21 protein-coding genes are annotated in these 22,522 nt (G+C 48.4%); 12 read left to right on the plus strand and 9 right to left on the minus strand.

Features of this window, described 5'->3' with window-relative positions; all coding sequences use genetic code 11:
- Window positions 1-52 precede the first annotated feature (52 nt).
- Entirely contained in the window at window positions 53-2,344 is a 2,292-nt protein-coding gene (ptsP, locus tag F458_RS0108125; protein WP_026294580.1) for a phosphoenolpyruvate--protein phosphotransferase, read from the minus strand.
- 46 nt (window positions 2,345-2,390) lie between these two features.
- Window positions 2,391-2,924, minus strand: coding sequence for an RNA pyrophosphohydrolase (rppH, locus tag F458_RS0108130; protein ID WP_018982910.1), 534 nt, complete (start codon window positions 2,922-2,924; stop codon window positions 2,391-2,393).
- Between the two features lie 170 nt (window positions 2,925-3,094).
- Here rppH and mutH point away from each other — a divergent pair, with 170 nt between their 5' ends.
- Window positions 3,095-3,769 carry a DNA mismatch repair endonuclease MutH gene (gene mutH, locus F458_RS0108135; RefSeq protein WP_018982911.1) on the plus strand — a complete coding sequence of 225 codons (675 nt, stop codon included), beginning with the start codon at window positions 3,095-3,097 and terminating at the stop codon, window positions 3,767-3,769.
- A 3-nt stretch (window positions 3,770-3,772) separates the two neighbouring features.
- Here the strand turns inward: mutH and F458_RS0108140 are convergent, their stop codons facing one another.
- Complete coding sequence (locus tag F458_RS0108140; RefSeq protein ID WP_018982912.1) at window positions 3,773-4,768, minus strand: hypothetical protein; 996 nt, start codon at window positions 4,766-4,768, stop codon at window positions 3,773-3,775.
- Window positions 4,769-4,799: 31 nt separating this feature from the next.
- Window positions 4,800-6,305 (minus strand): CYTH domain-containing protein, encoded by a 1,506-nt coding sequence (locus F458_RS0108145; protein ID WP_018982913.1) that lies wholly within the window; start codon window positions 6,303-6,305, stop codon window positions 4,800-4,802.
- 222 nt (window positions 6,306-6,527) lie between these two features.
- Here F458_RS0108145 and F458_RS0108150 point away from each other — a divergent pair, with 222 nt between their 5' ends.
- A complete protein-coding gene (locus F458_RS0108150; protein WP_018982914.1) occupies window positions 6,528-7,133 on the plus strand; it encodes a TIGR04211 family SH3 domain-containing protein in 606 nt (201 codons plus the stop codon).
- 110 nt (window positions 7,134-7,243) lie between these two features.
- Here the strand turns inward: F458_RS0108150 and putA are convergent, their stop codons facing one another.
- Window positions 7,244-11,047, minus strand: coding sequence for a bifunctional proline dehydrogenase/L-glutamate gamma-semialdehyde dehydrogenase PutA (gene putA / locus F458_RS0108155; protein ID WP_018982915.1), 3,804 nt, complete (start codon window positions 11,045-11,047; stop codon window positions 7,244-7,246).
- Between the two features lie 699 nt (window positions 11,048-11,746).
- On the opposite strand from putA, the gene ftsB reads away from it, so the two are divergent.
- The 9 genes from ftsB (at window position 11,747) to rpoS (ending at window position 18,253) form a co-directional block, all read left to right on the plus strand.
- Window positions 11,747-12,037 carry a cell division protein FtsB gene (gene ftsB, locus F458_RS0108160; protein WP_018982916.1) on the plus strand — a complete coding sequence of 97 codons (291 nt, stop codon included), beginning with the start codon at window positions 11,747-11,749 and terminating at the stop codon, window positions 12,035-12,037.
- A 2-nt stretch (window positions 12,038-12,039) separates the two neighbouring features.
- Window positions 12,040-12,744, plus strand: a complete 705-nt coding sequence (gene ispD / locus F458_RS0108165) for a 2-C-methyl-D-erythritol 4-phosphate cytidylyltransferase (RefSeq protein ID WP_018982917.1) — start codon at window positions 12,040-12,042, stop codon at window positions 12,742-12,744.
- A 19-nt stretch (window positions 12,745-12,763) separates the two neighbouring features.
- Entirely contained in the window at window positions 12,764-13,243 is a 480-nt protein-coding gene (gene ispF / locus F458_RS0108170) for a 2-C-methyl-D-erythritol 2,4-cyclodiphosphate synthase (RefSeq protein ID WP_018982918.1), read from the plus strand.
- On the plus strand, window positions 13,243-14,295 hold the full coding sequence (gene truD / locus F458_RS0108175; protein ID WP_018982919.1) for a tRNA pseudouridine(13) synthase TruD: 1,053 nt from the start codon (window positions 13,243-13,245) through the stop codon (window positions 14,293-14,295). The genes ispF and truD overlap by 1 nt, the downstream gene beginning before the upstream one ends.
- 25 nt (window positions 14,296-14,320) lie before the next feature.
- Window positions 14,321-15,067 carry a 5'/3'-nucleotidase SurE gene (gene surE / locus F458_RS0108180; RefSeq protein WP_018982920.1) on the plus strand — a complete coding sequence of 249 codons (747 nt, stop codon included), beginning with the start codon at window positions 14,321-14,323 and terminating at the stop codon, window positions 15,065-15,067.
- 38 nt (window positions 15,068-15,105) lie between these two features.
- On the plus strand, window positions 15,106-15,741 hold the full coding sequence (locus F458_RS0108185; RefSeq protein ID WP_018982921.1) for a protein-L-isoaspartate(D-aspartate) O-methyltransferase: 636 nt from the start codon (window positions 15,106-15,108) through the stop codon (window positions 15,739-15,741).
- Window positions 15,738-16,319: a YqaA family protein gene (locus tag F458_RS0108190; protein ID WP_018982922.1), complete on the plus strand. Its 582-nt coding sequence runs from the start codon at window positions 15,738-15,740 to the stop codon at window positions 16,317-16,319. The genes F458_RS0108185 and F458_RS0108190 overlap by 4 nt, the downstream gene beginning before the upstream one ends.
- A gap of 2 nt (window positions 16,320-16,321) precedes the next feature.
- Entirely contained in the window at window positions 16,322-17,197 is an 876-nt protein-coding gene (locus F458_RS0108195; protein WP_018982923.1) for a peptidoglycan DD-metalloendopeptidase family protein, read from the plus strand.
- A gap of 69 nt (window positions 17,198-17,266) precedes the next feature.
- Complete coding sequence (rpoS, locus tag F458_RS0108200; RefSeq protein ID WP_018982924.1) at window positions 17,267-18,253, plus strand: RNA polymerase sigma factor RpoS; 987 nt, start codon at window positions 17,267-17,269, stop codon at window positions 18,251-18,253.
- Window positions 18,254-18,453: 200 nt separating this feature from the next.
- Here rpoS and folA read toward each other — a convergent pair whose 3' ends face one another.
- The 4 genes from folA to rplU form a co-directional block, all read right to left on the minus strand.
- The gene (folA, locus tag F458_RS0108205; protein WP_018982925.1) at window positions 18,454-18,951 is read right to left on the minus strand and encodes a type 3 dihydrofolate reductase; all 498 of its coding nucleotides are present in this window, start codon (window positions 18,949-18,951) and stop codon (window positions 18,454-18,456) included.
- A 12-nt stretch (window positions 18,952-18,963) separates the two neighbouring features.
- Window positions 18,964-20,127 (minus strand): Obg family GTPase CgtA, encoded by a 1,164-nt coding sequence (gene cgtA, locus F458_RS0108210; RefSeq protein WP_018982926.1) that lies wholly within the window; start codon window positions 20,125-20,127, stop codon window positions 18,964-18,966.
- Between the two features lie 201 nt (window positions 20,128-20,328).
- Complete coding sequence (rpmA, locus tag F458_RS0108215) at window positions 20,329-20,586, minus strand: 50S ribosomal protein L27 (protein ID WP_018982927.1); 258 nt, start codon at window positions 20,584-20,586, stop codon at window positions 20,329-20,331.
- 15 nt (window positions 20,587-20,601) lie between these two features.
- The gene (rplU, locus tag F458_RS0108220; protein ID WP_018982928.1) at window positions 20,602-20,913 is read right to left on the minus strand and encodes a 50S ribosomal protein L21; all 312 of its coding nucleotides are present in this window, start codon (window positions 20,911-20,913) and stop codon (window positions 20,602-20,604) included.
- Between the two features lie 483 nt (window positions 20,914-21,396).
- On the opposite strand from rplU, the gene ispB reads away from it, so the two are divergent.
- Entirely contained in the window at window positions 21,397-22,371 is a 975-nt protein-coding gene (gene ispB, locus F458_RS0108225) for an octaprenyl diphosphate synthase (RefSeq protein WP_026294583.1), read from the plus strand.
- Window positions 22,372-22,522: the final 151 nt, after the last annotated feature.

The following is a 22,522-nucleotide window of genomic DNA, read 5'->3' on the forward strand; positions in this document are numbered from 1 at the left end:
TCACACTAACACAGAACGTGTCATTTTCCTGCAACGAAGCCTGGCAGTGATTCTATGAACCAGCCCGGATCAACCCTCCCAGCCCTTTTTGCTCAAGATAATCGTTGATATGCGCATATACTTCCTGATGGGTTTGTGCAGTCAGCGCACATGCCAACAGGTTTTTACTCTCTTTAAGATTAACATTGCGGATCACCCAGTTAATTTTGCCGATATTATGGGCATTCATGCTGAGCCTGCGGTAGCCCATCCCCAACAGCAAGATTGCGCCACCCGGTTCGCCGGCTATTTCGCCACAGACCGTAACCGGTATCTTATGCGCATCGGATTGACGGACTATGTCATACAATGCACTTAATACCGCAGGATGATAACTATTGTATAAGGCGGCTACCCGGGTGTTATTTCGATCTACCGCCAGTAAATACTGGGTGAGGTCGTTACTCCCCACCGAGAAGAAATCAACGTGCCTGGCCAGTTGTGGCAACAGATAAAGAACCGAAGGAACCTCCAGCATGACGCCAATACGCGGGCGCACCAATGTCTCGCCGGTGTCTTTAATTTCTTCACTGACTTCGAAAAATGCCTGTTCAATCAGCCGTGAGGCTTCCTGCACTTCATTTACCGAAGAGATCATCGGCAGCATAATTTGCAGATTACTGAGCCCCAGACTGGCTTTCAGCATAGCCCGGATTTGGACTAAGAATATTTCCGGATGATCCAGCGTCAGCCTTACACCTCGCCACCCAAGAAACGGGTTTTCCTCATTGATGGGAAAGTACGGTAACGGTTTGTCGCCGCCCACATCCAGCGTCCGCATGGTGACCTGTTGTTCGGGTACACAGCGCAATACTTCACTGTAGAGTTTGATTTGCTCTTTTTCTGACGGAAAACTTTCACGCAGCATAAACGGAATTTCTGTGCGGTACAGGCCAATACCTTTTCCCTGATTCCGCGCCACGGTCTCAATCTCTACCGATAAACCGGCATTAATGAGCAGTGACATCCGACAGCCATCTTCTGTCTCACAGGCTTTATTTGCTTCCGAAGCAATTTGCTCGGCCAGCAATGCCTCTTCTTCAATTAACTGTACAAAGCTCTGGCGGATTGCATTATCTGCCCCGATGATAATTTCGCCCGAATAACCATCCAGTAGAATCTCTTTATTTTCCAACAGCGTAGGTGACACATTCTGACACCCCATGACTGCTGGTATCCCCATGGCTCGCGCCAAAATAGCTGCGTGAGAATTATTCGAGCCACGAATAGAAATTATTCCTTTCAGGTGCTCTCGGGGAAACTCTGCCAGCATAGTGGCAGAGACTTCTTCAGCTACCAGAATACTGGCCTTATCGGCCAGGGTAACCTGCGGTCGCTCACCGCGTGCCTGGTGAAGAATATTGACCAATATGCGGTTCGACAAATCGACAATATCAATGGCCCGCTCCTGCATATATGGGTCGTCCATATTGGCGAACCGAGCGGCGTAATCTTCCACCACCATTTTTAATGATGAACCCGCGCACCATTGCTCCTGAATTTTGGCTTCTACTTCACGCCCCAGACTGTTGGCATCAAGCAAATGATGATACAGCTGAAAAATGGCTTTAACATCATCAGGAATACCTTCTTCCAGGCTGTTTGACAGTTCGTCCACCTGCTCGCGGGTTATCTCCACCGCTTTACGGTAGCGCTGGACCTCCTGCGACCGATCATCGGTACGTTTGACCACAAAACGCCGCAGATCCACAGTGGAATCGGTGGAAAATCCATGACCAATAGCCAGCCCTGGAGAACCGGCAATACCCATCACTTTTTTCTGATGCAGTGTCGAGGGCAGAATATCATTACTGCTCAGCGCACCCCGAATCTCAGCATTGCTGATCTCCAGCGCCAGTTGGGCAGCCAGCGTAACCAGAAAAGCTTCCTCATCTTCACTGAAAAAGCGCATTTTTGCTTGTTGCATGGTGATAACACCCAGCACTTTACGCTGATGAATAATGGGCGTGCCTAAGAAGGCTTTATAATTTTCTTCGTGAACTTCAGGGTAGTGTTTAAAACGGGGATGACGGTGGGCGTCTTCGATGTTCAGCGGCTCTTCGCGCTGACCCACCAGACCAATCAGGCCTTCTGAAAAACCTATCCGGACTTGCTCGACGGCATCAGGATGCAGGCCATCAGTGGCTTTTAAAATAAATTCCTGGTTATCGTAATCAGCCAGATAAATAGAGCAGGAGTCAACCTGCATGACTTGCTTAACGCGACTGGCCACATTGAACAACGCCTCGTCAAGCGCAGGAATCTGACTCATTTCCTGAACAATGCGTTTGAGTGTTGTCAGCATACTGCCCTGGCTAGCCACTTACCTGACTCCTGTTAGCCCGTCGCGGCTATCCGCGTCGGCGCTTGCGATGACGTTTATTTGACCCGGCCTGGTTTGGCCTCCCCATAGGGGGCATGGCTACCGGAACAAATTCTTTCATGACTTTGCGATAAACATCGCGTTTGAAAGACACCACGTTTCTTACCGGATACCAATAACTTACCCAGCGCCAGTCATCAAATTCCGGATGACCGGATTTAAGCACATCGACATCGGCATCGGGGCAATTTAGCTGTAGCAAAAACCATTTTTGCTTCTGACCGATACACACAGGATTACTTCCCTGGCGTATCAATCGTTTGGGCAGCTTATACCGCAGCCAGTTTCGTGTTACTCCCAAGATGGTGACGTCTTTGGGCCGCAGCCCTACCTCTTCATGTAACTCCCTGTACATGGCTTGCTCTGCAGTTTCCCCTTCATCAATTCCGCCTTGTGGAAACTGCCATGAATGTTGGCCATAACGCCTTGCCCAAAACACTTGTCCTATTTTGTTGCAAATCACTATGCCCACATTCGCACGGAATCCGTCGGCATCTATCACTTAGACTCCCGGGCACCTTAAATTTTTCTATTACCGCATTTGACCATAATATGCTGCCCATTCAAAGCATTAATGCAAAGGCCCTGTTTCGCCATAAAATGTCAGTGCTTTTATTCACCGTTTGCACCACGTAAACTGGACCGCAATACATTGGTTAACCAGGAGTGCTTTTGCAGCCCCCATCTTCTGCACCTCGTGATATAAATGAGTTACTGGCTCGCTGCCAGAAAATTGCTGGTTTATCCCTGGGCGAACTGGCCGGACTTGCCAATGTCGCTGTGCCTGAGAATCTTCAGCGCCACAAAGGCTGGCAGGGCCAGTTGCTGGAGTTATGGCTGGGCGCAACCGCCGGTTCACGACCACAACAAGACTTTCCTGAACTGGGGGTTGAATTAAAAACACTTCCAGTGGACAGTCGCTGGCAGGTGCGCGAGACTACCTATGTTTGCTATGCGCCGCTTATGAATCCGCCCGGGGTAACATGGCCCACCAGCAATGTCCGAAATAAACTTTCCCGGGTGCTATGGTTGCCACTGGAAGGCGACCGCAAAATTCCGGTCAGTCAGCGGCGGGTGGGAAATGGCTTTTTATGGACGCCTTGCGGTCAGGAAGAAGCCCTATTGCAAAAAGACTGGGAAGAATTGACGGAAATGATCGTGTTGGGTCAGGTTGAAAAAATCACCGCTCGCCACGGCAATGCTTTGCACCTGCGTCCTAAAGCTGCCAATGGCAGCATTTTGACAGACGCCCTGGGACCGGAAGGTGATCGTATCAAAACTCGTCCGCGGGGATTCTACCTGCGCAAAACATTTACTCAGGCGTTATTGATTAATGCGTTCAGCTGAAAATCAGACATTACCGGTCGCATCTTGCCCTGATTCCTCGTGTCTGCGATCTGCCCGGGCCACAAATTCAGCAAAGGACTGTTGCTCAAGCAATCGGCTGGCCAGCGCCAGCGTGGTTGGGTCTACCTTAGCTTGCCTGGCCACATCACCAATGGTCAGCTGGTTACGTGTCGAGGATGGCAGAATGGCTAGTATTCGGCCGGTTTTCGCCAGTGCGTGACGCATGGCATCGGGCGAAGCATCGCCAGCATCAAAACGGTTATAATCCAGTATTGATGGGGAGGTGCGTTGTGGTATGGTCAGCAAAAACAAGATAGTTAGCATAACGGCGGCAATCGCCAAATCCAGCCCGGTCTGCCATGCTAAAATATGCAGAAAACCAAATGTCACAGCGGTAACCAGCAAGATACCAATCATCGCCAATCCCACTGTTGCACCCAATGCCCCAGCCAGCCAGCGTAATCGGTATTGTGACGGTACCGCAACCTGGTTCGGTAAGTGTTTATGGTATTTCTGGACCAGCTCTGTCATCAGTAAGCCCAGTACCAGCACCGTAAAGCCGTTAATCATGGCACTGATATAGACGGGCCAGAAGTCCAGTGGATGCCCCACGGGCGTGGACTCAATCAGCATGTGCTTCTCGGCGATACCCGAGAACGCCAGCGGCAACTGAATAATGATACACAAGATAACCGGGTACCACAGTAGATAGCGACTGGAAGACGGGTTAGCGACTAATGATGGTTTCAAAGCGCGATAAAACAGCGCCATAAGTAGCACAGGTACCCAGTCCGTCGTCCCATACAGTATTAATAAAGGTTGCCATACCTGAACGACAAGCTCGTCAAACAAACATAACGGCCAGGTCAGCAATGCCGCATCAAGCCAGGCTGGTTTATGCAGATACTGCCGGCGTCTTATATAAAGTACTGCGGTCAGTAACCACAACACACCCAGTATAATAATACTGGACAGAATCCAGGGATGTACTTCTGGCATTGTCATTCCTTCGCTTCCGCCCTCTACACTGTTACCAGTAAATATCGCCCTGCATACCCACTTTGCGTGTCCGCTCCATGACAGTAAGCAGGTTAGCTTCTTTTTCATTGGCCCATTGGGTAATTTTGCGCTTATCCTCAGGGTCAGTATCACTAATTAGCGTTTTTAGCATTTCCAGAGCTTTAAGCTCATCTATACCGGTTAAAATATCCAGCCAGGGCGCACGAAAAGCATGGCGCTCACCAGAAAACAAATCCGCCAGCAGGAAGCCGTTCCACAAGGTTTGGCGTAAAACCACTTCCACCGCCAGATAATTAGCCGCAGCCATAGCCTGGGTCGGTGACATACTTTGCTGTACAGTCTGCCAGCTCTGGGACAACCAGCCCCTGGCATGTTCAGTAACCGGCATCTGATACGTGGTCGACTCGTTCTGCCAGGGCTTTTCAGTGAGCAAACGGATGACCGACAACTTAATAGCGGTAGACTCGGTAGTATGCATCAGTGTGGCTGGATCGTAAGCATGCACTAAGCCCGCTTTACGGCCATGCAAGTAGCTTTGCAGCGAGCTATAGCGGCTCAGACATTTATTAAACAGGCTTTTTTTTGAGACCACCTGACGAAGGCTGCGCAAATCTTCCTGCCAGGCCCATTCAGGCATATAATTCATTAACTGTTTGTGCAAATCCAGCATCTGCCGGCACTGTAACACGGGCAAATACAGCGAGACCGCCTGCAACAACAGTCGGATACTGATAGCCACTTCATTCAGCATCTTAGAGGAATTTGTCTGCAGAAACAGATGTTCATGGGTCTGCCAGTGGGTCAGCGCCTGCTGGGCGGCGGCCATGAATGCAGCTTCTGTAGAAGCATCGCTGGGTAAGGCTAAAAACTCCGGTAGCGGGGTAATGTTGTTGGATACGCCATTAAGCAACTGATAGCCCTGCGCCGCTTTTGATACATCGCTTACCCGAACCGGCAAGATACTATTGATAATATCAGCGATATCAAACAGCGGGGGTACTTCCCCTTCTTTCATTTCCAGTTCAATTTCATTAATGGAAGAGCGTTCTTTGCCAGTGAAAGCTTCGCCTTCATCCAACACAATCTCAATTGTGCTGCCCTTATGAATAACGTTCAGCGCAGTGCGGGTAAAATGGGTGGAAAACTGGTGCTCTAACTTTCCATTAAGTTTCTCAGCCTCCAGCCCTTCCGGCCACACTTCTTTATCAAACAGGGTTAAATCGGGGGTCGCTTCTGATAATGGAATATCGTACTCGGCACGCTCGTGCAACCCACCGCGGACTTCACCACGGGTTTTAAGAGTTTGCTCAAATACCCCATCATTTCCACGCACCCGAAAACCAATTTTGTGCTGCTGAAAATCATGCGCCTGCGTGTCGTAATAATCGTTTTGCAGCTGCATGCGTTGCGGCGGCGAAACGTCCATCCCTAACTGTTTTAAAGCAGGAACGACCTTTTCCAGAAAGTCATCAAGTGTCAGTTGACGAGAGACAAATTTTAATTCGATTTCAGCCATTAAACGTGCGGGCAAGAAGAGTAAGATAGTGTCAGTCACCTTACCCGCCACAGGCCGTTATAGCAATGGATTGTCGCTGTTTTTATGAAATTCCGCTTAACCTTGATGCGCAGGCGCGTTAAAGTAACAAGTCGATGGTCCGGGGTAAGCGGCACGATGCTTGCCTTTAATTTTCACAGTTTCTAACATCCTTTGTTGGATCAATACGTTTACGGATACTATATGTTTCGAATGTGGCTCGCGCCTGTAATGATCGCGTTCTCGTTTCAGGCTTTTGGCCTGCAGGATACTCCGGATATGGAGCCTTCCTCATCGCATTATGTTAAGGATGAACTTTACATTTTCATGCACTCTGGTGCCGGCAGGAACTACCGCATTTTGGGCAGTGTCGAGGCAGGTACGCCGGTAACGATTCTGGAAAATGATCGTGACGCTGAGTTTATGAAAATAAAAGAACATACGGAAAACCGCACCGGATGGGTGGAGAGCCGGTTTATCAGCAATGAAATGTCCCGGGCCGAAAAGCTACCGATTATCAGCCAGCGACTGGCAGACAGTCAGGCTAGTCTGCAGGGGTTACAGTCAGAAAATGGTCGTCTTAAGCAACAGCTTAGCAGTGCCAGAAATGAACTGAACGCCTTAAAAAGTGAGACTGAAACCCAGGCACGTGAAATTAAGCAATTGACTGCGACGCTGGATAATCAGGAAAAAGATGAGATGGTAAAGTGGTTTACTCGCGGTGGTATGGTTGCTGGTGCGGGCGTTCTTTTAGGCGTGATTCTGACCTTTTTACCCAAAAAGCGCGGTCGCAAAAACGAATGGTTGTAGTTACATAGCCTTCGCTTTGCAGTGTTGCTTTTTGCAGACATACTTTAATGTTCGACATAAAAAAACCCGGCCTGAACCGGGTTTTTTACTATCTTTAAGTAAACGTCCTGTTAATCGTCCTTTTCTTCCAGCGTCATTAGTGAGGTGTTACCACCTGAGGCGGTTGTATCAATACTAATCGCTTTTTCTGTCACCACCCGCTGAATCAGATTGTCATGATACTCTGATGTAATAACAGGGATGATAGGTCCGCTTTCTCTGGATGCCAGCATGGCAGAAATCTGTGCTGTTCGCTCAGTTTGAGAGTCCACAACCACACCTGCTAAATCTTCATCCAGAAGCAGTGCTCCCAGATGCTCTAGCTTAGCGACCTGTAACACGCCTTCAGGCGCGCCGGTGGCATTGAACTTCTTCTGAAACTCTTTTGCCTCTTCGTAGAACAGATCAGATACGACTGATACCACAACATTGCCTGTTGCCAGTGCGGTCACTATAGATAATGTCCAGTATTCAAAGGTAACGCCTTTGTCCGCAAAACATACCAGAATGCCCCGAGGCTCAAGATACAACTTGTTAGATTCACCAGTGGGTCCTGGCAGCTCCTGTGGCTTCGCCATGCGCTTTTCAATCTGAATAAGCTGTTGACGGCTAGTGGCGAGCGTCCGGTTAAGGTCATCGGCAAGCTCATCAACAATGTCAACTTTAGCAATTTTTGCCAGCAATTGGCGAACCGAAGATATACGGTCGTTAAGCTTGGTATGACGCCATTTTTCCTGCACTTCCAGGGCATTGTCCATCATCTTTGAAGCCTGGTCTGATGCGTTGTCATCACTGACAAGCTTCTCATCCAGTTGCTCCATATCAGAAACCCGTGAAGGTTTAGGCGTTGCCCGCTCCATCATTAAGCGAGGCAGATAGTTGGGTCCACCCGCTTTAGGACCTGTACCTGACAGTCCACGGCCACCGAAGGGTTGCACACCAACAATGGCACCAATCATGTTTCGGTTGATATATACGTTTCCGGCACGACTAAGTGCCGCAAGCTCATAGGCACGATCCTCGATGCGTGAGTGAATACCCATGGTCAGACCGTAACCGGTGCTATTGATCTTATCTACCACACCTTCAATTTCACTGCCCTTGAAACGGATAATATGAATAACCGGACCGAATGTTTCCTGCTCCAGTACATCAATACCTTCAATTTCATACAATGTTGGCGGATAGAAAGTGGCGTTCTCAGACCCTTCTGGTAATTCACACTGATGCAGAAGTTTGCCATGTTCTTTCATGTATTCTTCATGCTTTTGCAGGCTATCCAGTGCTTTTTGATCGATAACCGGTCCAATATCAGTTTTCAGATACATGGGGTTACCAATGTCCAGCTCTTTCATTGCACCAATCAGCATATCTGTCAGATTGTCAGCAATGTCCTCCTGCACATAAAGCACACGTAGTGCAGAGCAGCGCTGACCTGCGCTCTGGAAGCCTGAATGAACAATGTCATCAACAACCTGTTCTGGCAATGCAGTAGAGTCTACAATCATGCAGTTCTGACCACCGGTTTCAGCAATCAATGGAACCTGCTCACCACCGCGCGATGCGAGGGTCTGGGAAATCATCGTACCGGTTTGAGTAGAACCAGTGAACATTACTGCTTTGATACGCTCATCCGGCAGTAGCGTTTCACCAACCCCTTTACCCGGGCAAATCAGTAACTGCAGCGCATCGTCGGGTAAACCGACTGAATGCATGATCTCAATACAGCGACGCGCAATAATACTGGTTTGCTCGGCCGGCTTGGCTATTACCGTGTTCCCGGTTACCAATGCAGCCGCTACCTGGCCGGTAAAGATAGCCAGTGGGAAATTCCATGGTGATATACACAGAACAACCCCACGCGGCACTAAGCGCTGATCTTCATCCAACTCACGGGCACGGGCTGCGTAATACCGAAGAAAATCTACCGCTTCACGCACCTCGTCGATACCGTCCTGAGCAGTTTTACCCGCTTCGCGGATACAAATTGCAATCAATTCGCCCATATGGCGTTCCAGCGCATAAGCAGTACGCTCTAGAATATCTGCACGCTCTTCTACCGAGCGCTTCGCCCAGGATTCAAATCCATCAGCCGTAATATCCAACGCTTTTTTCATATCATCTTCGTTGGCGTATTTGTGATAACCAACAATGTCATCATGATTTGCCGGATTTCTGACTGCCGTTCCACCCTCTGGTATATCGCTTTCTTCCATGGAATAAAATTTATTCCACTTGTCAGTCTCGTGAGACAGCGCATTAACAGCAATATGATCAGTAAGATCCAGACCATGAGAGTTAAGCCGTTCATCACCATACAGTTCACGGGGTGGCTTTATCTGGGTGTTATAACGTGTCTTGAGACGCTGGGTTTTTTCAACCGGATCTTCCAGTAGCGACTCTACAGGCTGTGACTCATCAACAATGGCATTAACAAATGAAGAGTTAGCCCCGTTTTCCAGTAGTCGACGTACCAGGTACGCCAGAAGGTCTTCATGATCACCTACTGGTGCATAAACCCGGCACTGAATTTTATCTTCGGTAACAACCTGATCATAAAGGGTATCTCCCATGCCGTGCAGACACTGGAACTCGAAACCCTCTTTGTCGTCACCGGCCAGTTCCAGAATTACTGACGCTGTATATGCGTTGTGCGTAGCGAATTGCGGATACAACGTATCGCGGTAATCCAATAAGCGGTTAGCACAGGCGTGATAGCATACATCGGTGGAGGATTTGCGGGTAAAGACCGGGAATGTATCCACACCTGCCTGTTGGCTCATTTTGATTTCAGTATCCCAGTAAGCACCCTTGACCAGGCGAACCATCATGGTGCGACCAGTGTCTTCAGTTAACTTACGCAACCAGTCGATAACGTGCAGACCACGCTTCTGATACGCCTGTACGGCAACACCAAAACCTGTCCAGCCTTCCAGTTCCTCATCACGAAAAACTTCTTCAATGATATCCAATGATACATCAAGACGATCGGCTTCTTCGGCATCTACAGTCAGTTTAATATCGTATTCTTTAGCCATCAGACACAGCGATTTAAGCTGTGGCGGTATCTCTTTCATGATCCGGTCGCGTTGTAAAAATTCAAACCGCGGATGCAATGCAGACAACTTAACTGAGATACCAGGGGATTTTTTCGGCCCGCGACCATCTCCCGCCTTGCCAATAACCTTAATCGCGTGGGCATAGGAATCGTAAAAACGGTCAGCGTCTTTCATAGTCCGGGCAGCTTCACCCAGCATGTCGTAAGAATAAACGTAACCCTTCTTCTCTTTTTCTTTCGCGCGCTCGACCGCATCTTCAATGGTTTCACCCATTACGAACTGTCGGCCCATGACGCGCATGGCAATATTCATAGAGCGGCGAATCACTGGCTCGCCCAGCCGACCCATGGTGCGCTTCAACAAACCGAATTGTTCACTCTTACGCTTGTCCGCATAGTTCACCATATTACCGGTAAGTAACAAGCCCCAGGCAGACGCGTTAACAAACAATGAGTCAGAATTGCCAAGATGAGGTGTCCATTTACCCTGGGATAATTTGTCCCGGATAAGTGTGTCCTGCGTTTCTTCATCCGGTACCCGAAGTAGGGCTTCAGCCAGACACATCAGCACCACACCTTCAGCGGTAGACAAAGAATATTCGTTTAACAGTGCATCCACACCGCCATGACCTTGCTGCTCACGACGGATTTTAAGCACCATTTTACGGGCACGTTCCCAGGCGCGTGAGCGCGCACGAGGGTTTACTTCGGCAATTGGAAGAATTTGGTCAATAGCCACTGATTCGTCAATCCGGTAGTGGTCGCGAATGCGCTGGCGAATAGAAGATAGGGTATTTAAGTCTTCGTTAGTAAGCATTGCTCGCCTTATTAGTAATAATGTTTAAAATTACAGCGTGTTCGCAAAGCACACCCTTCGATAAATTGCATACAATGCAAGCGAAATCGAATACGTCCACTTTTTGATCGCTTGTTGCCCTTTTAACTCTTGTAGTGAGGTAAGAGATCAGCTTCAGGGCGCCATTTTGTGGATACTAGCATAAAAGAATTAGCTGGCAGGATCAGTTACAGAAAAGGAATGGATGGCAGATTCCGGGTAAACCTTATACACATGAGTAACTTTTAGTTACCACCTAATTGATACATCATAAGGTTGTTTCTGATCCGTATGTCCAGGACTTTTTTCCGTCCATCAGCAAATACATACATGACTATTTTACTTCCTCAGACTAAGCTGCTTACCAAAATCTGATGAAAGTCCCGTTAACAAAGCTATTATTTTTGTAAAAATGACACTGTGGGATGATCCAAAAGGATGTGTTTTCTTACTATCTCTGCTTGTTTCACCTTGCGACGGGCTAACCATAATTCAGGCTCAATCACTGTATTAACTTTTAGATAGAATTTTTTATCCTTAATAGCATTTTCACCATTAGTATTGGTATCGCAGCGTTGCCCATGTAAACTGAACTAATGAGAGTATATTCATGGCTCAGTGGAGCGCCTTTTGGCATAGTCATGATATAAAATTGCGCTGGTAACTGGGCAGGTAATCGCTGTGTTGAAACAAAAATGGGTGCCATTGGTTTTGCTGGTACTGCTTGGTCTGCTGCAGTATCGCTTATGGCTAGGCAAAAACAGTATTCCGGATTATGTGGCACTGAAAAAAGATGTGCAGCGTCAGTCTTTGCAAAATGCCAATCTGGCCCAGCGAAATGCCCTTTTACAGGCAGATATTGACGATCTAAAAATTGGTCTGGAGGCAATTGAGGAGCGGGCCCGGAACGAACTTGGCCTTATCAAACGTGGCGAAACGTTTTATCGCATTTTACCGTCTGAACAGCAGTAACTATGAAGCAACCATACATTTACGCGGTTGTGCCGGCGGCCGGCATCGGCAGCCGCATGCAGGCAGACCGGCCAAAACAGTATTTATCCATAAACGGCAAAACAATCCTTGAACATACGCTGGACACGCTGATAACGCACCCGCGTGTTTGTCAGGTCATTGTCGCAATCAGCGCTGAGGATACCTATTTTTCAAATTTGCCGGTTAGCGATGCAGACTGGCTGACCATGGTTACCGGTGGCAATGATCGCGCCCAGTCAGTGCTAAATGGTTTGCTGTCTCTGCCTGCAGATAGCTGGGTTTTGGTCCACGATGCGGCCAGACCTTGCCTGACCCATGGTGATATCGATCGCTTGCTGGCAGTGATGAATAATAAAGCTGTAGATGGCGGCATTCTGGCCAGCCCGGTGCGCGATACGATGAAACGGGCCGCTGCTGTCAGTGCCACCACAATCACGGTCAAACACACAGAGTGCAGAGAAAATCTGTGGCATGCACTGACCCCGCAGTTGTTTAACACTGGTCTGTTGCGACAGGCACTGGAGGATGGTTTGCGTAACAAGCTTGCCATTACCGATGAGGCATCCGCCATGGAAGCCCAGGGTTATACGGTGGAACTGGTTGAGGGCAATCCGGCCAATATAAAAATCACCCGGCCTGCAGATTTGCCGCTGGCCACATTTTACTTAACTAACAACACTCTTTAAAACGATAAAAGGTAGCATTATGCGAATTGGTCATGGTTTTGATGTTCATAAATTTGGCGGCCCGGGCCCGATTGTGCTGGGCGGTGTCACCATAGAGCATGATCAGGGCCTGGTGGCACATTCTGATGGTGATGTATTAATCCATGCGCTGTGCGATGCAATCCTTGGCGCCGCCGCACTGGGCGATATCGGCAAACACTTTCCTGACACTGATGATGCTTATGCGGGCGCCGATAGCCGCCGACTGCTTCGGCACGTAATCAGCGAGGTAGCCCAAAAGGGCTATAAAATCGGTAATGCTGATATGACCATTGTCGCTCAGACCCCTAAAATGGCTCCGCATATTGAAGCCATGCGAACAGCAATTGCGCAGGATTGTCAGGTCGCCACAGATGCTATCAACGTTAAAGCAACAACCACCGAGAAACTGGGTTTTACCGGTCGCAAAGAAGGCATCGCAGCCCATGCCGTGACGCTTTTGATTAGAGCAGACGCATAATGCAGTTATCTTCTTCTGACTGGCGTTATTTTTATGGAAAACCTGTAGCAGCGGCGGCCTTTAAACAACATCCTGAGGACTTTGTGGTTATTGAGGATCTGGGCTATCCCTTAACCGGTGAGGGTGAGCATCAGTTTATACTGGTAGAAAAGGTTAACGCCAATACCGCCTTTGTTGCTGAAGAGTTGGCCAAATTTACTAATTTGCCCCTGCGTGCAGTGACCTATGCCGGACGCAAGGATAAATATGCCCTTACCCGTCAATGGTATGGCCTGCATGCGCCGGGCCAGGCAGATTTTGATTTTGACGGATTTGCTGTACCCGGGGTACGTATTCTTAATCAAACCCGCCATAATAAGAAACTGAAAACCGGCCAGTTAAAAGGTAATCGCTTTACTGTTACATTGCGAAATGTGACAGAGATGTCCGCGTTAACTACACGTTTAGCCATGATTGAAACCAATGGGTTACCTAACTATTTTGGTGAACAGCGTTTTGGCTCTGTACGACTGACCGAAAACGGGGAGCGCCTGGAAGGCGGCAATCTCGCTCTGGCCACGAAAATGATTGCAGGTGAAACGATCCGCAATCGTAACAAACGCTCCATGGCGTTGTCTGCGCTACGCAGTCATCTGTTTAACAGCCAGCTTAGTGAGCGCATTGCGCAGGGGGTGTTTGATACTGTGCTGCCCGGTGATGCACTTATATTGAAAGGTTCGAACAGCTTTTTTATTAATGATGGTGACGATAACACAGTGCAGCAGCGTTATATCGATAAAGATCTGAGCCCGTCAGCAGCGATGTGGGGCGCTGGTACGCCTCCTTCTAAAGCCGCAGCGCTGGAACTTGAAACCAGGGTAGCTTCAGCATTTGCGCCGGTTGCTGATTTTCTTGCTCAGGCAGGCCTGAAACAAGAGCGCCGCAGCATAAAAATCTGGCCGGAAAATCTTGAATGGGAACAGCAAGGTGATACATTGACCCTTTGCTTTTCGCTGCCCAGCGGATGCTTTGCAACATCGGTTTTGCGCGAATGCGTTTCTACCCATCAATAAAACGAAGACCGACCCGGGAGTCATAATGAAAATTCTTTTGAGTAACGATGACAGTGTGTTTGCCAAAGGCATTAATGTACTGTTTAACGCGTTAAGTGAAAAACACGATGTCACCGTCATAGCCCCGGATCGCAACTGTTCGGGTGCCAGCAATGCATTGTCGTTGCACCAGCCATTGCGGGTTCAACAACTGGATAATGGCTTTTATTCGGTAAACGGCACGCCGTCTGATTGTGTCCATGTGGGTGTCAACAGCTTTATGCAGGAGGAACCTGAACTGGTGGTTTCTGGCATCAACCACGGTGCTAACCTTGGCGATGATGTGATTTATTCTGGCACCGTTGCTGCTGCCACCGAAGGCCGTTATATGGGGCTACCCGCTATTGCGGTATCACTGACCAGTCATGAGGGTAATCATTTTGAGACCGCAGCGCAGGTAGTGTTGGATATTATTGAGAAACTAAAAAAGCATCCATTGAATACCAACCAAATTCTTAATATTAATGTTCCGGACATACCTTATGCCTCTCTTGAGGGCATTAAGGTTACCCGGCAGGGCCGCAGACACCGTGCAGAAGGTATGGTTAAAACCCAGGATCCGTTCGGTCGGACAATTTTCTGGTATGGCCCGGCCGGTGCGGAACAGGATGCATCAGAAGGCACGGACTTTCATGCCATCGCCAATAATTTCTGCTCTGTGACACCGCTGGATGTCGATATGACCGCTCATGACAGCCTGAGCGATATGAAAACATGGCTGGATAACGAATAACTACAACGGGCTTTTTTCGTCAGGAAACGAATACTGCAATGAGATCATCGAGAAAAGGGGAAACCCTGGCTGAACTGCTTTACCAGGAAGGTGTTAGAAATCAGCAGGTACTAAATGCAATAGCGGCGACACCACGCGACTTGTTTTTGCCCGATGCGCTTAAACACAAGGCTTATCAAAATACTGCCCTGCCCATCGGACAGGGCCAGACTATCTCGCAACCTTATATTGTTGCGCGGATGACAGAATTACTCCTGGAAGCCGCTAATCAGCCTAAAAAAGTACTCGAAATTGGTACTGGTTCGGGCTACCAAACCGCCATTCTGGCACAATTATTCAATAATGTTTTTAGTGTGGAACGTATTAAGAGCCTGCAGTTTCAGGCCAAGCGACGCATGAATCACCTTGATCTGCACAACATTGCTATGAAACACGGCGATGGCTGGCGGGGGTGGGCGTCTAAAGGGCCGTTCGATGCCATTATTGTTACCGCCGCAGCCAGTCGCATTCCTGACGATTTGTTGTTGCAAATCGAAGACGGCGGTCGTCTGATCATACCGGTGGGTAACGAACAACAACAACTTTTATGTATCGATCGGACAGAAGGTGAGTTACAGACAAAAACTGTTGAGTCTGTGCGCTTTGTGCCGCTGGTCGAAGGAGATCTTCTTTGAAAATATTTCAGCCTTGTTACGACCTGGCTATTCGATGGTCTCGCCATAAGCATGCCAGCCGTTATCTGGGCGGCCTTAGCTTTGCAGAGTCTATGTTTTTTCCTATTCCCCCCGATGTCATGCTCGCCCCCATGTCATTATCGCAACCCTCCAGAGCCTGGTATTTTGCCCTACTGACTACACTGGCCAGTGTACTTGGGGGGATCGCCGGATATCTGCTGGGTTTCTTTGCATTTGATGCCTGGATTGAGCCGCTGATTATTTCCGCCGGTTATGGCGAAAAAATGGCGCAGGCAACCACCTGGTTCCAGGCTTATGGTGTCTGGGTAGTCTTTCTGGCCGGCTTTTCGCCCATCCCTTATAAAGTATTTACCATCAGTGCTGGTGTCATGCAGATGGCGATGATCCCCTTTATTATCGCTTCCGCGATCGGCCGTGGCGCGCGCTTCTTCTTGGTCGCCGCGTTAATGCGCTGGGGTGGTGCAGCGATGGAAGCCAGGCTAAGGCAATCCATAGAAATTCTCGGCTGGGCTGTGGTTGCACTTGTGGTTATCGCGTACTTTTTGTTGAAGGGATAAGTGTGGTGGAGAGCAGAATCTGGCGGTATCTGCTCATTTTGCTGGGCATCCTGTGGTGTTCCGGTTGTACGTCAAAGCACTCCCCTGCTCCCGTAGTTACACTAAATAGTCAGCCACCTTCTAAAGATTTTCATTATTCAGGCGATACCTATACTGTTAAAACTGGCGATACATTGTTTGCTATAGCCTGGTACGCCAATAAGGACTATCAGGATATTGCGCGCTTTAACCGATTACAGGCTCCGTACAATATATATCCGGGCCAAAAATTACGCCTGACACCGCCACAAACTGTTGCAAAAACGAACAACAATAGTTCGTATAATAAACAAAAAGGGTCTGGTCAGACCTCGCCACCTAAAGCGCAAAAGAGAGTTGACCAGCCAGAGAAGCAGGCGTATGGTGATCGTAAAAATAATGTTAACAACCAGTCGGTTAAGCGCGTCAAAAGCCCGACGGTGAGTGCCAAATATTCGGCACGAAGACGGTTTCCTGAACGGGTTGCAGAGTGGGTTTGGCCTGCGTCAGGAAGAGTTACGGAGACATTTAATCAGAATGAATCCGGCCGTAAAGGCATAATTATTTCTGGTGCCAGAGGAGCAGCAGTAAAAGCTGCGGCAGCAGGAAAGGTGGTCTATGCCGGTAATGGCCTGAGAGGCTATGGTAACTTAATCATTGTTAAGCATACCGATAGTCTGTTGAGTGCTTATGCGCACAACGACCAAATCACTGTTAAAGAGCAGCAGTGGGTGAAAGCAGGGCAAACGATTGGCAGTATGGGTGATAGTGGCACGAACATTGTAAAGCTACACTTTGAGGTGCGTTACAGGGGCAAATCTTTAGATCCACTTCGCTACCTCCCCCAACGATCAAAATAACAATAAACAATAATAAGAGAGTTAAAGGAGAACATTTGAGGTAATTAAATTTACGCAGGAGATGCCGTCATGGGAAAAATAAAAGCCCCAAAGACACCAACGCCTCACGAAGATATCGATGCAATGGATGATATCGTCGTAGATGAAGATATTATTGATTCCAGTGATGATGACACTACTGATGTGTTCACTGCACCGGAAGAAACGACTAAAAACCTTGATGCCACTCAATTGTATTTGGGTGAAATAGGGTTTTCCCCACTACTTACCGCTGAAGAAGAAGTGCACTTTGCACGTCGTGCGCTAAAAGGCTGTGAAGCCTCACGTAAGCGTATGATTGTCAGCAACTTACGCCTTGTTGTTAAAATTGCCCGTCGTTATAACAATCGTGGTCTGGCACTGTTAGATCTGATTGAGGAAGGTAACCTTGGATTGATCCGCGCGGTCGAAAAATTCGATCCTGAAAGAGGCTTCCGTTTTTCAACTTACGCTACCTGGTGGATCCGGCAAACCATTGAACGGGCGATTATGAATCAGACCCGAACCATTCGTTTGCCTATTCACGTGGTAAAAGAGCTCAACATTTATTTGCGCGCAGCCCGTGAGTTGTCACAAAAGCTTGACCATGAGCCTACAGCAGAAGAAATAGCTTTAGCGCTGGATAAGCCGGTAGAAGACGTCACCAGAATGTTACGATTGAATGAACGGATTACTTCGGTGGATACGCCCATCGGTGGAGATAATGAGAAAGCATTGTTAGACATTCTGGCCGATCAGCACGAATACAGCCCCGAAGAGAATCTTCAGGATTCTGATATTAAATCAAATATCGTCAACTGGCTCAAAGAGCTTAACCCAAAACAGCGGGAGGTTCTGGCACGGCGCTTTGGCCTGTTAGGTTATGAACCTTCAACGTTGGAAGATGTAGGTGTGGAAATTGGCCTGACCCGCGAGCGAGTTCGCCAGATTCAGGTTGAAGCATTACGCCGGTTGCGAGAAATGCTGAGTCTACAGGGCCTGTCTCTGGAAAACCTGTTCGAACACATGGGGGAATAATACAGGCATCTGCATTATATTCCAGCCAGAAAAAAACCGCTTATTTGTTATAAGCGGTTTTTTATTTTTTATCTCACAGATATCCGCTGTTTCAGCATCAAACTGGTTACCGCCAATGAATCAGCCGTGGTGCAACTGCTCACAACGCTGGTGCGTTATCCTGTTAAGCGATACGTCAACGCAGTATTTATCGAAACAGCTTATTGTCTTTCTAACGTGACGAACTGATAGTTATAGGGATTGTTGTCATCTGCTGCATGAGACTCAGACGCTGTTTGCTGCCAGTTTAAATGACTGTACTCAGGAAACTGCGTATCGCCGTCAACTGTCAGGTCGATGAAAGTAAGGTATAGCTTATCGGCTTTTTCCAACATCGCTTCGTAGATGCGGCCGCCACCGATAATCATCACTTCCTGCGCCTCAGATGCCAGTTCACTGGCCAGTCTCACAGCGTCGTCGATGGCGTTAACCTTATGCGCATCACTGGGTGAAAAGTCCGCCTGACCGGACACTACAATATTTGTTCTGCCAGGCAACGCTTTACCAATAGACTCATACGTCTTACGACCCATTACCACAGGTTTACCTAAAGTAACCGCTTTGAAATGCCGTAAGTCGGCCGGCAAGTGCCAGGGCATGGTGTTATCCATCCCGATTACCCTGTCGGCGGCCATGGCTGCTATCATTGCTATTTTCATCAGACTGCTCGCTTACTTAGGGTATTCAACTTCCACATCGTAGTCATCTTCATCCCAGTCGTCATCGTCTTCGTCGTCATCGGCCGATTGCTGGGTAATCGTTTTCTTATGGTAAGTATCCCACTTAAACTCAACCTCTTCGGTGCTCTCTTCCGGTGCTTCTTCAACGGGCATGTCTTCGATAAATTTCATTACCTCGTTGCACAGATCATCGGTGTTGAGTTTCTGGAAGGCAGAGATTTTAAAAACCCGATCATCCCAGTTGAGCTCTTTAACGATTGCATCGACCCGCTCATCAACTTCGTCATCAAGCAGCAAATCAACTTTGTTGAAAACCAGCCAGCGAGGCTTTTCAGCCAATTTCGGACTGTATTTTTCAAGCTCACCAATAATTGTACGCACATTCTCGGCCGGATCGCTGCCATCAACAGGCATTAAATCAACCAGATGTAATAACACCCGACAACGCTCAAGATGCTTTAAAAACCGTATACCCAGACCGGCACCATCAGCCGCGCCTTCTATCAGCCCGGGGATATCCGCGATAACAAAGCTACGCTGAGCATGCTGACGTACCACGCCAAGATTAGGTACCAATGTTGTAAACGGATAATCAGCAACCTTAGGTTTGGCAGCGGATACCGACCGGATGAATGTGGATTTCCCTGCATTGGGCATCCCCAGCAAACCCACATCGGCTAGCAACATTAGCTCCAGTCGAAGATTGCGGATCTCTCCTGGCGTGCCATTGGTTTTTTGTCGGGGGGCGCGGTTGGTGCTGCTTTTGAAGCGCGCGTTGCCCAGACCATGAAATCCGCCCTGAGCAACCTTTAGCTTTTGACCATGGCGGGTTAAATCCCCCAGTGTTTCACCGGTTTCTGTATCCGTCGCCCGCGTGCCCACCGGCACCTTGAGCGTCAGGTCGGCACCCGCGCGGCCGGTGCAATCGCTGCCCTGCCCGTTTTTACCCCGTTCAGCACGGTGAAAGCGCTCAAACTGATAATCAATCAGTGTGTTGAGGTTTTCATCAGCTTCCAGGTACACATTGCCACCATCACCGCCATCACCACCATCCGGGCCGCCTCTGGGGACATATTTTTCACGTCGAAAGCCAACTACGCCGTTTCCACCATCGCCAGCTTCAACTCGAATCTCAGCTTCATCAACAAATTTCATTTATCACTCCGGATGTTTCCAGTTTTGCCCAGTGACAGGCAATATGCTACGCCTTCGCCAGTCTGCGAACCTTAAGTTTACACTAATGCAAAGCCTGCATCACGATATTGGCAGGAATTGATACGCTTACGGGGGAAGGGAAAATAAAAAACCCCGCTAGCGCGGGGTTTTTTTAAGCCTTTCAGCAAAAAGCGTGTGCGCTTATTCTGCTACGATGCTTACAAACTTACGATTTTTAGGTCCTTTCACATTGAACTGAACCTTGCCATCTTGAAGTGCAAACAGTGTGTGGTCTTTGCCGATACCGATGCCGTCGCCTGCGTGGAAACGAGTACCGCGTTGTCTAACGATGATGTTACCAGCAAGAACAGATTCACCACCAAAGCGTTTAACACCAAGGCGTTTACTTATGGAATCGCGACCGTTTTTAGTACTACCACCAGCTTTTTTGTGTGCCATGTGTTCGTGCTCCTCTTATGCGTTGATACCAGTGATTTTCACTTCTGTGAACCACTGACGGTGACCCGCTTGCTGACGGGAATGCTTACGACGACGGAATTTGACGATTTTAATCTTTTCGCCACGACCGTGTTGTACAACTTCAGCAGTAATCTTACCACCAGCCACTAAAGGGGTGCCGATCTTAACGTCGTCACCGTTACTAACCATCAATACGTTATCGAATTCAACAGTCTCGCCTGGCGCGACTTCGATCTTCTCTAGACGAACGGTCTGGCCTTCAGCCACACGGTGTTGTTTACCGCCACTTTGGAAAACCGCGTACATATTCTACTCCGCTCTGCGTCACTTGACGCTTCAATTCAAAAAACAGGGCGCGAATTGTACGTGAAACATCCCCCATCCACAACCCCGCATCGCATAAAATTTGCCTATTTTTCACACCGGGGCGGAAGATACATACAATCCGCAGTTATGGCGCGCGAATTTAGCACAAAACCAACAACTTGTGCAGTATTAAATCGCTCAGACAGCATATTTTCTCACCTTTGTTGTCTCCGATCGCCAATGGATCCCAAGAAGATCGCTGGTACACACAGCTTTCCCCAACGACGGATGAGGTCAACAATTAAAATTAACCCTATTACTGCGAAAATACTCTCTAAAGGCTATTTTTCATCGTTGCGGTCAATCGAAAAGTACGATTGAGATTATCGGCAGGTTTTTAAGACAATCAGGTGGCAGTGCCCTGCGATTCAGGTACAATCAGCTGCAAACCCATGTACCTGTCTTTCTTTTTTGCCAATGCATATGGACTTAGAGCAAATCCGGGCGCTGACTGCTGATGATATGAAAGCAGTCAATCAGTTAATACAACAACAAGTCGACTCTGACGTATCTTTGATTAACCAGCTTGGTTTTTATATTGTAAACAGTGGCGGCAAGCGTCTGCGGCCGCTGCTGAGTGTGCTGGCTGCCCGGGCGATGAATATTGAGAACAATGATCATCATACGCTGGCGGCTATCATTGAATTTATACACACCGCCACGTTATTGCATGACGATGTAGTGGATGAATCTACCCTGCGTCGGGGCCGTGAAACAGCGAATGCGATTTTCGGTAATCAGGCCAGCGTGCTGGTGGGCGACTTTTTATATACCCGTTCTTTCCAGATGATGGTGAGCTTAAATCGTATGCGGGTAATGGAAATTTTGTCCGAAGCGACCAACCAGATTGCCGAGGGAGAAGTTTTGCAGTTGATGAACTGCAATGATCCGGAAACATCCGAAAAACGCTATTTTGATGTTATTTATGGCAAAACGGCGCGCTTATTTGAGGCGGCTACGCAACTTTCAGCCATTTTAACGGACCAGCCGGAATCCCTCGAGCGCGCGATGCAGAATTATGGCAAGCATCTGGGCACTGCCTTTCAGCTGGCCGATGATATTATTGATTACTTATCAGATAGTGACCAAATGGGTAAAAATACCGGTGATGATCTGGCTGAAGGTAAACCAACACTGCCTCTGCTTTACGCCATGTGGAACGCCGAAAACGATGATGATCGTCTGCTCATTCGCGAAGCCATCGAAAATGCCAATGGCTTACCCCATCTTGAGCGGATCCAGCGCATTATGCAGCAAACCGGCGCACTGGACTATACCCGGTCGCGGGCCCATGAAGAAGTTTCCATGGCGATTAAAAGTCTGGATCCGGTTCCCGAGTCACCGTTTAAACAAGCCCTGATTGCACTGACCCATATGTCAGTAGAACGAACCAGCTAAACCGACAAACTCAAACCTGCCCGGCATAAAGTCTTTTTTTTGTACCTGAAGGGGAATCACTTCCCCTTTCCCAGCGTTTGCGCGCCCTCGCCTTGCAATTTCTACTGGTGTGCTATAGTTATTTTGCAATAAGTCCAGGGACAAGGGGTTC

Origin of the sequence: Salinimonas chungwhensis DSM 16280, assembly GCF_000378185.1 — a bacterium.
Taxonomy (GTDB): Bacteria; Pseudomonadota; Gammaproteobacteria; order Enterobacterales; family Alteromonadaceae; genus Alteromonas; species Alteromonas chungwhensis.

What these genes read in the sequence shown, in the direction of transcription:
- ptsP (WP_026294580.1), bottom strand. Translation starts at nt 2,344, where the DNA reads ATGCTGACAACACTCAAACGCATTGTTCAGGAAATGAGTCAGATTCCT.
- cgtA (WP_018982926.1), bottom strand. Translation starts at nt 20,127, where the DNA reads ATGAAATTTGTTGATGAAGCTGAGATTCGAGTTGAAGCTGGCGATGGT.
- putA (WP_018982915.1), bottom strand. Translation starts at nt 11,047, where the DNA reads ATGCTTACTAACGAAGACTTAAATACCCTATCTTCTATTCGCCAGCGC.
- F458_RS0108150 (WP_018982914.1), top strand. Translation starts at nt 6,528, where the DNA reads ATGTTTCGAATGTGGCTCGCGCCTGTAATGATCGCGTTCTCGTTTCAG.
- ispB (WP_026294583.1), top strand. Translation starts at nt 21,397, where the DNA reads ATGGACTTAGAGCAAATCCGGGCGCTGACTGCTGATGATATGAAAGCA.
- surE (WP_018982920.1), top strand. Translation starts at nt 14,321, where the DNA reads ATGAAAATTCTTTTGAGTAACGATGACAGTGTGTTTGCCAAAGGCATT.
- ispF (WP_018982918.1), top strand. Translation starts at nt 12,764, where the DNA reads ATGCGAATTGGTCATGGTTTTGATGTTCATAAATTTGGCGGCCCGGGC.
- rpoS (WP_018982924.1), top strand. Translation starts at nt 17,267, where the DNA reads ATGGGAAAAATAAAAGCCCCAAAGACACCAACGCCTCACGAAGATATC.
- rplU (WP_018982928.1), bottom strand. Translation starts at nt 20,913, where the DNA reads ATGTACGCGGTTTTCCAAAGTGGCGGTAAACAACACCGTGTGGCTGAA.
- ispD (WP_018982917.1), top strand. Translation starts at nt 12,040, where the DNA reads ATGAAGCAACCATACATTTACGCGGTTGTGCCGGCGGCCGGCATCGGC.
- truD (WP_018982919.1), top strand. Translation starts at nt 13,243, where the DNA reads ATGCAGTTATCTTCTTCTGACTGGCGTTATTTTTATGGAAAACCTGTA.
- folA (WP_018982925.1), bottom strand. Translation starts at nt 18,951, where the DNA reads ATGAAAATAGCAATGATAGCAGCCATGGCCGCCGACAGGGTAATCGGG.
- rpmA (WP_018982927.1), bottom strand. Translation starts at nt 20,586, where the DNA reads ATGGCACACAAAAAAGCTGGTGGTAGTACTAAAAACGGTCGCGATTCC.
- F458_RS0108185 (WP_018982921.1), top strand. Translation starts at nt 15,106, where the DNA reads ATGAGATCATCGAGAAAAGGGGAAACCCTGGCTGAACTGCTTTACCAG.
- F458_RS0108140 (WP_018982912.1), bottom strand. Translation starts at nt 4,768, where the DNA reads ATGCCAGAAGTACATCCCTGGATTCTGTCCAGTATTATTATACTGGGT.
- F458_RS0108145 (WP_018982913.1), bottom strand. Translation starts at nt 6,305, where the DNA reads ATGGCTGAAATCGAATTAAAATTTGTCTCTCGTCAACTGACACTTGAT.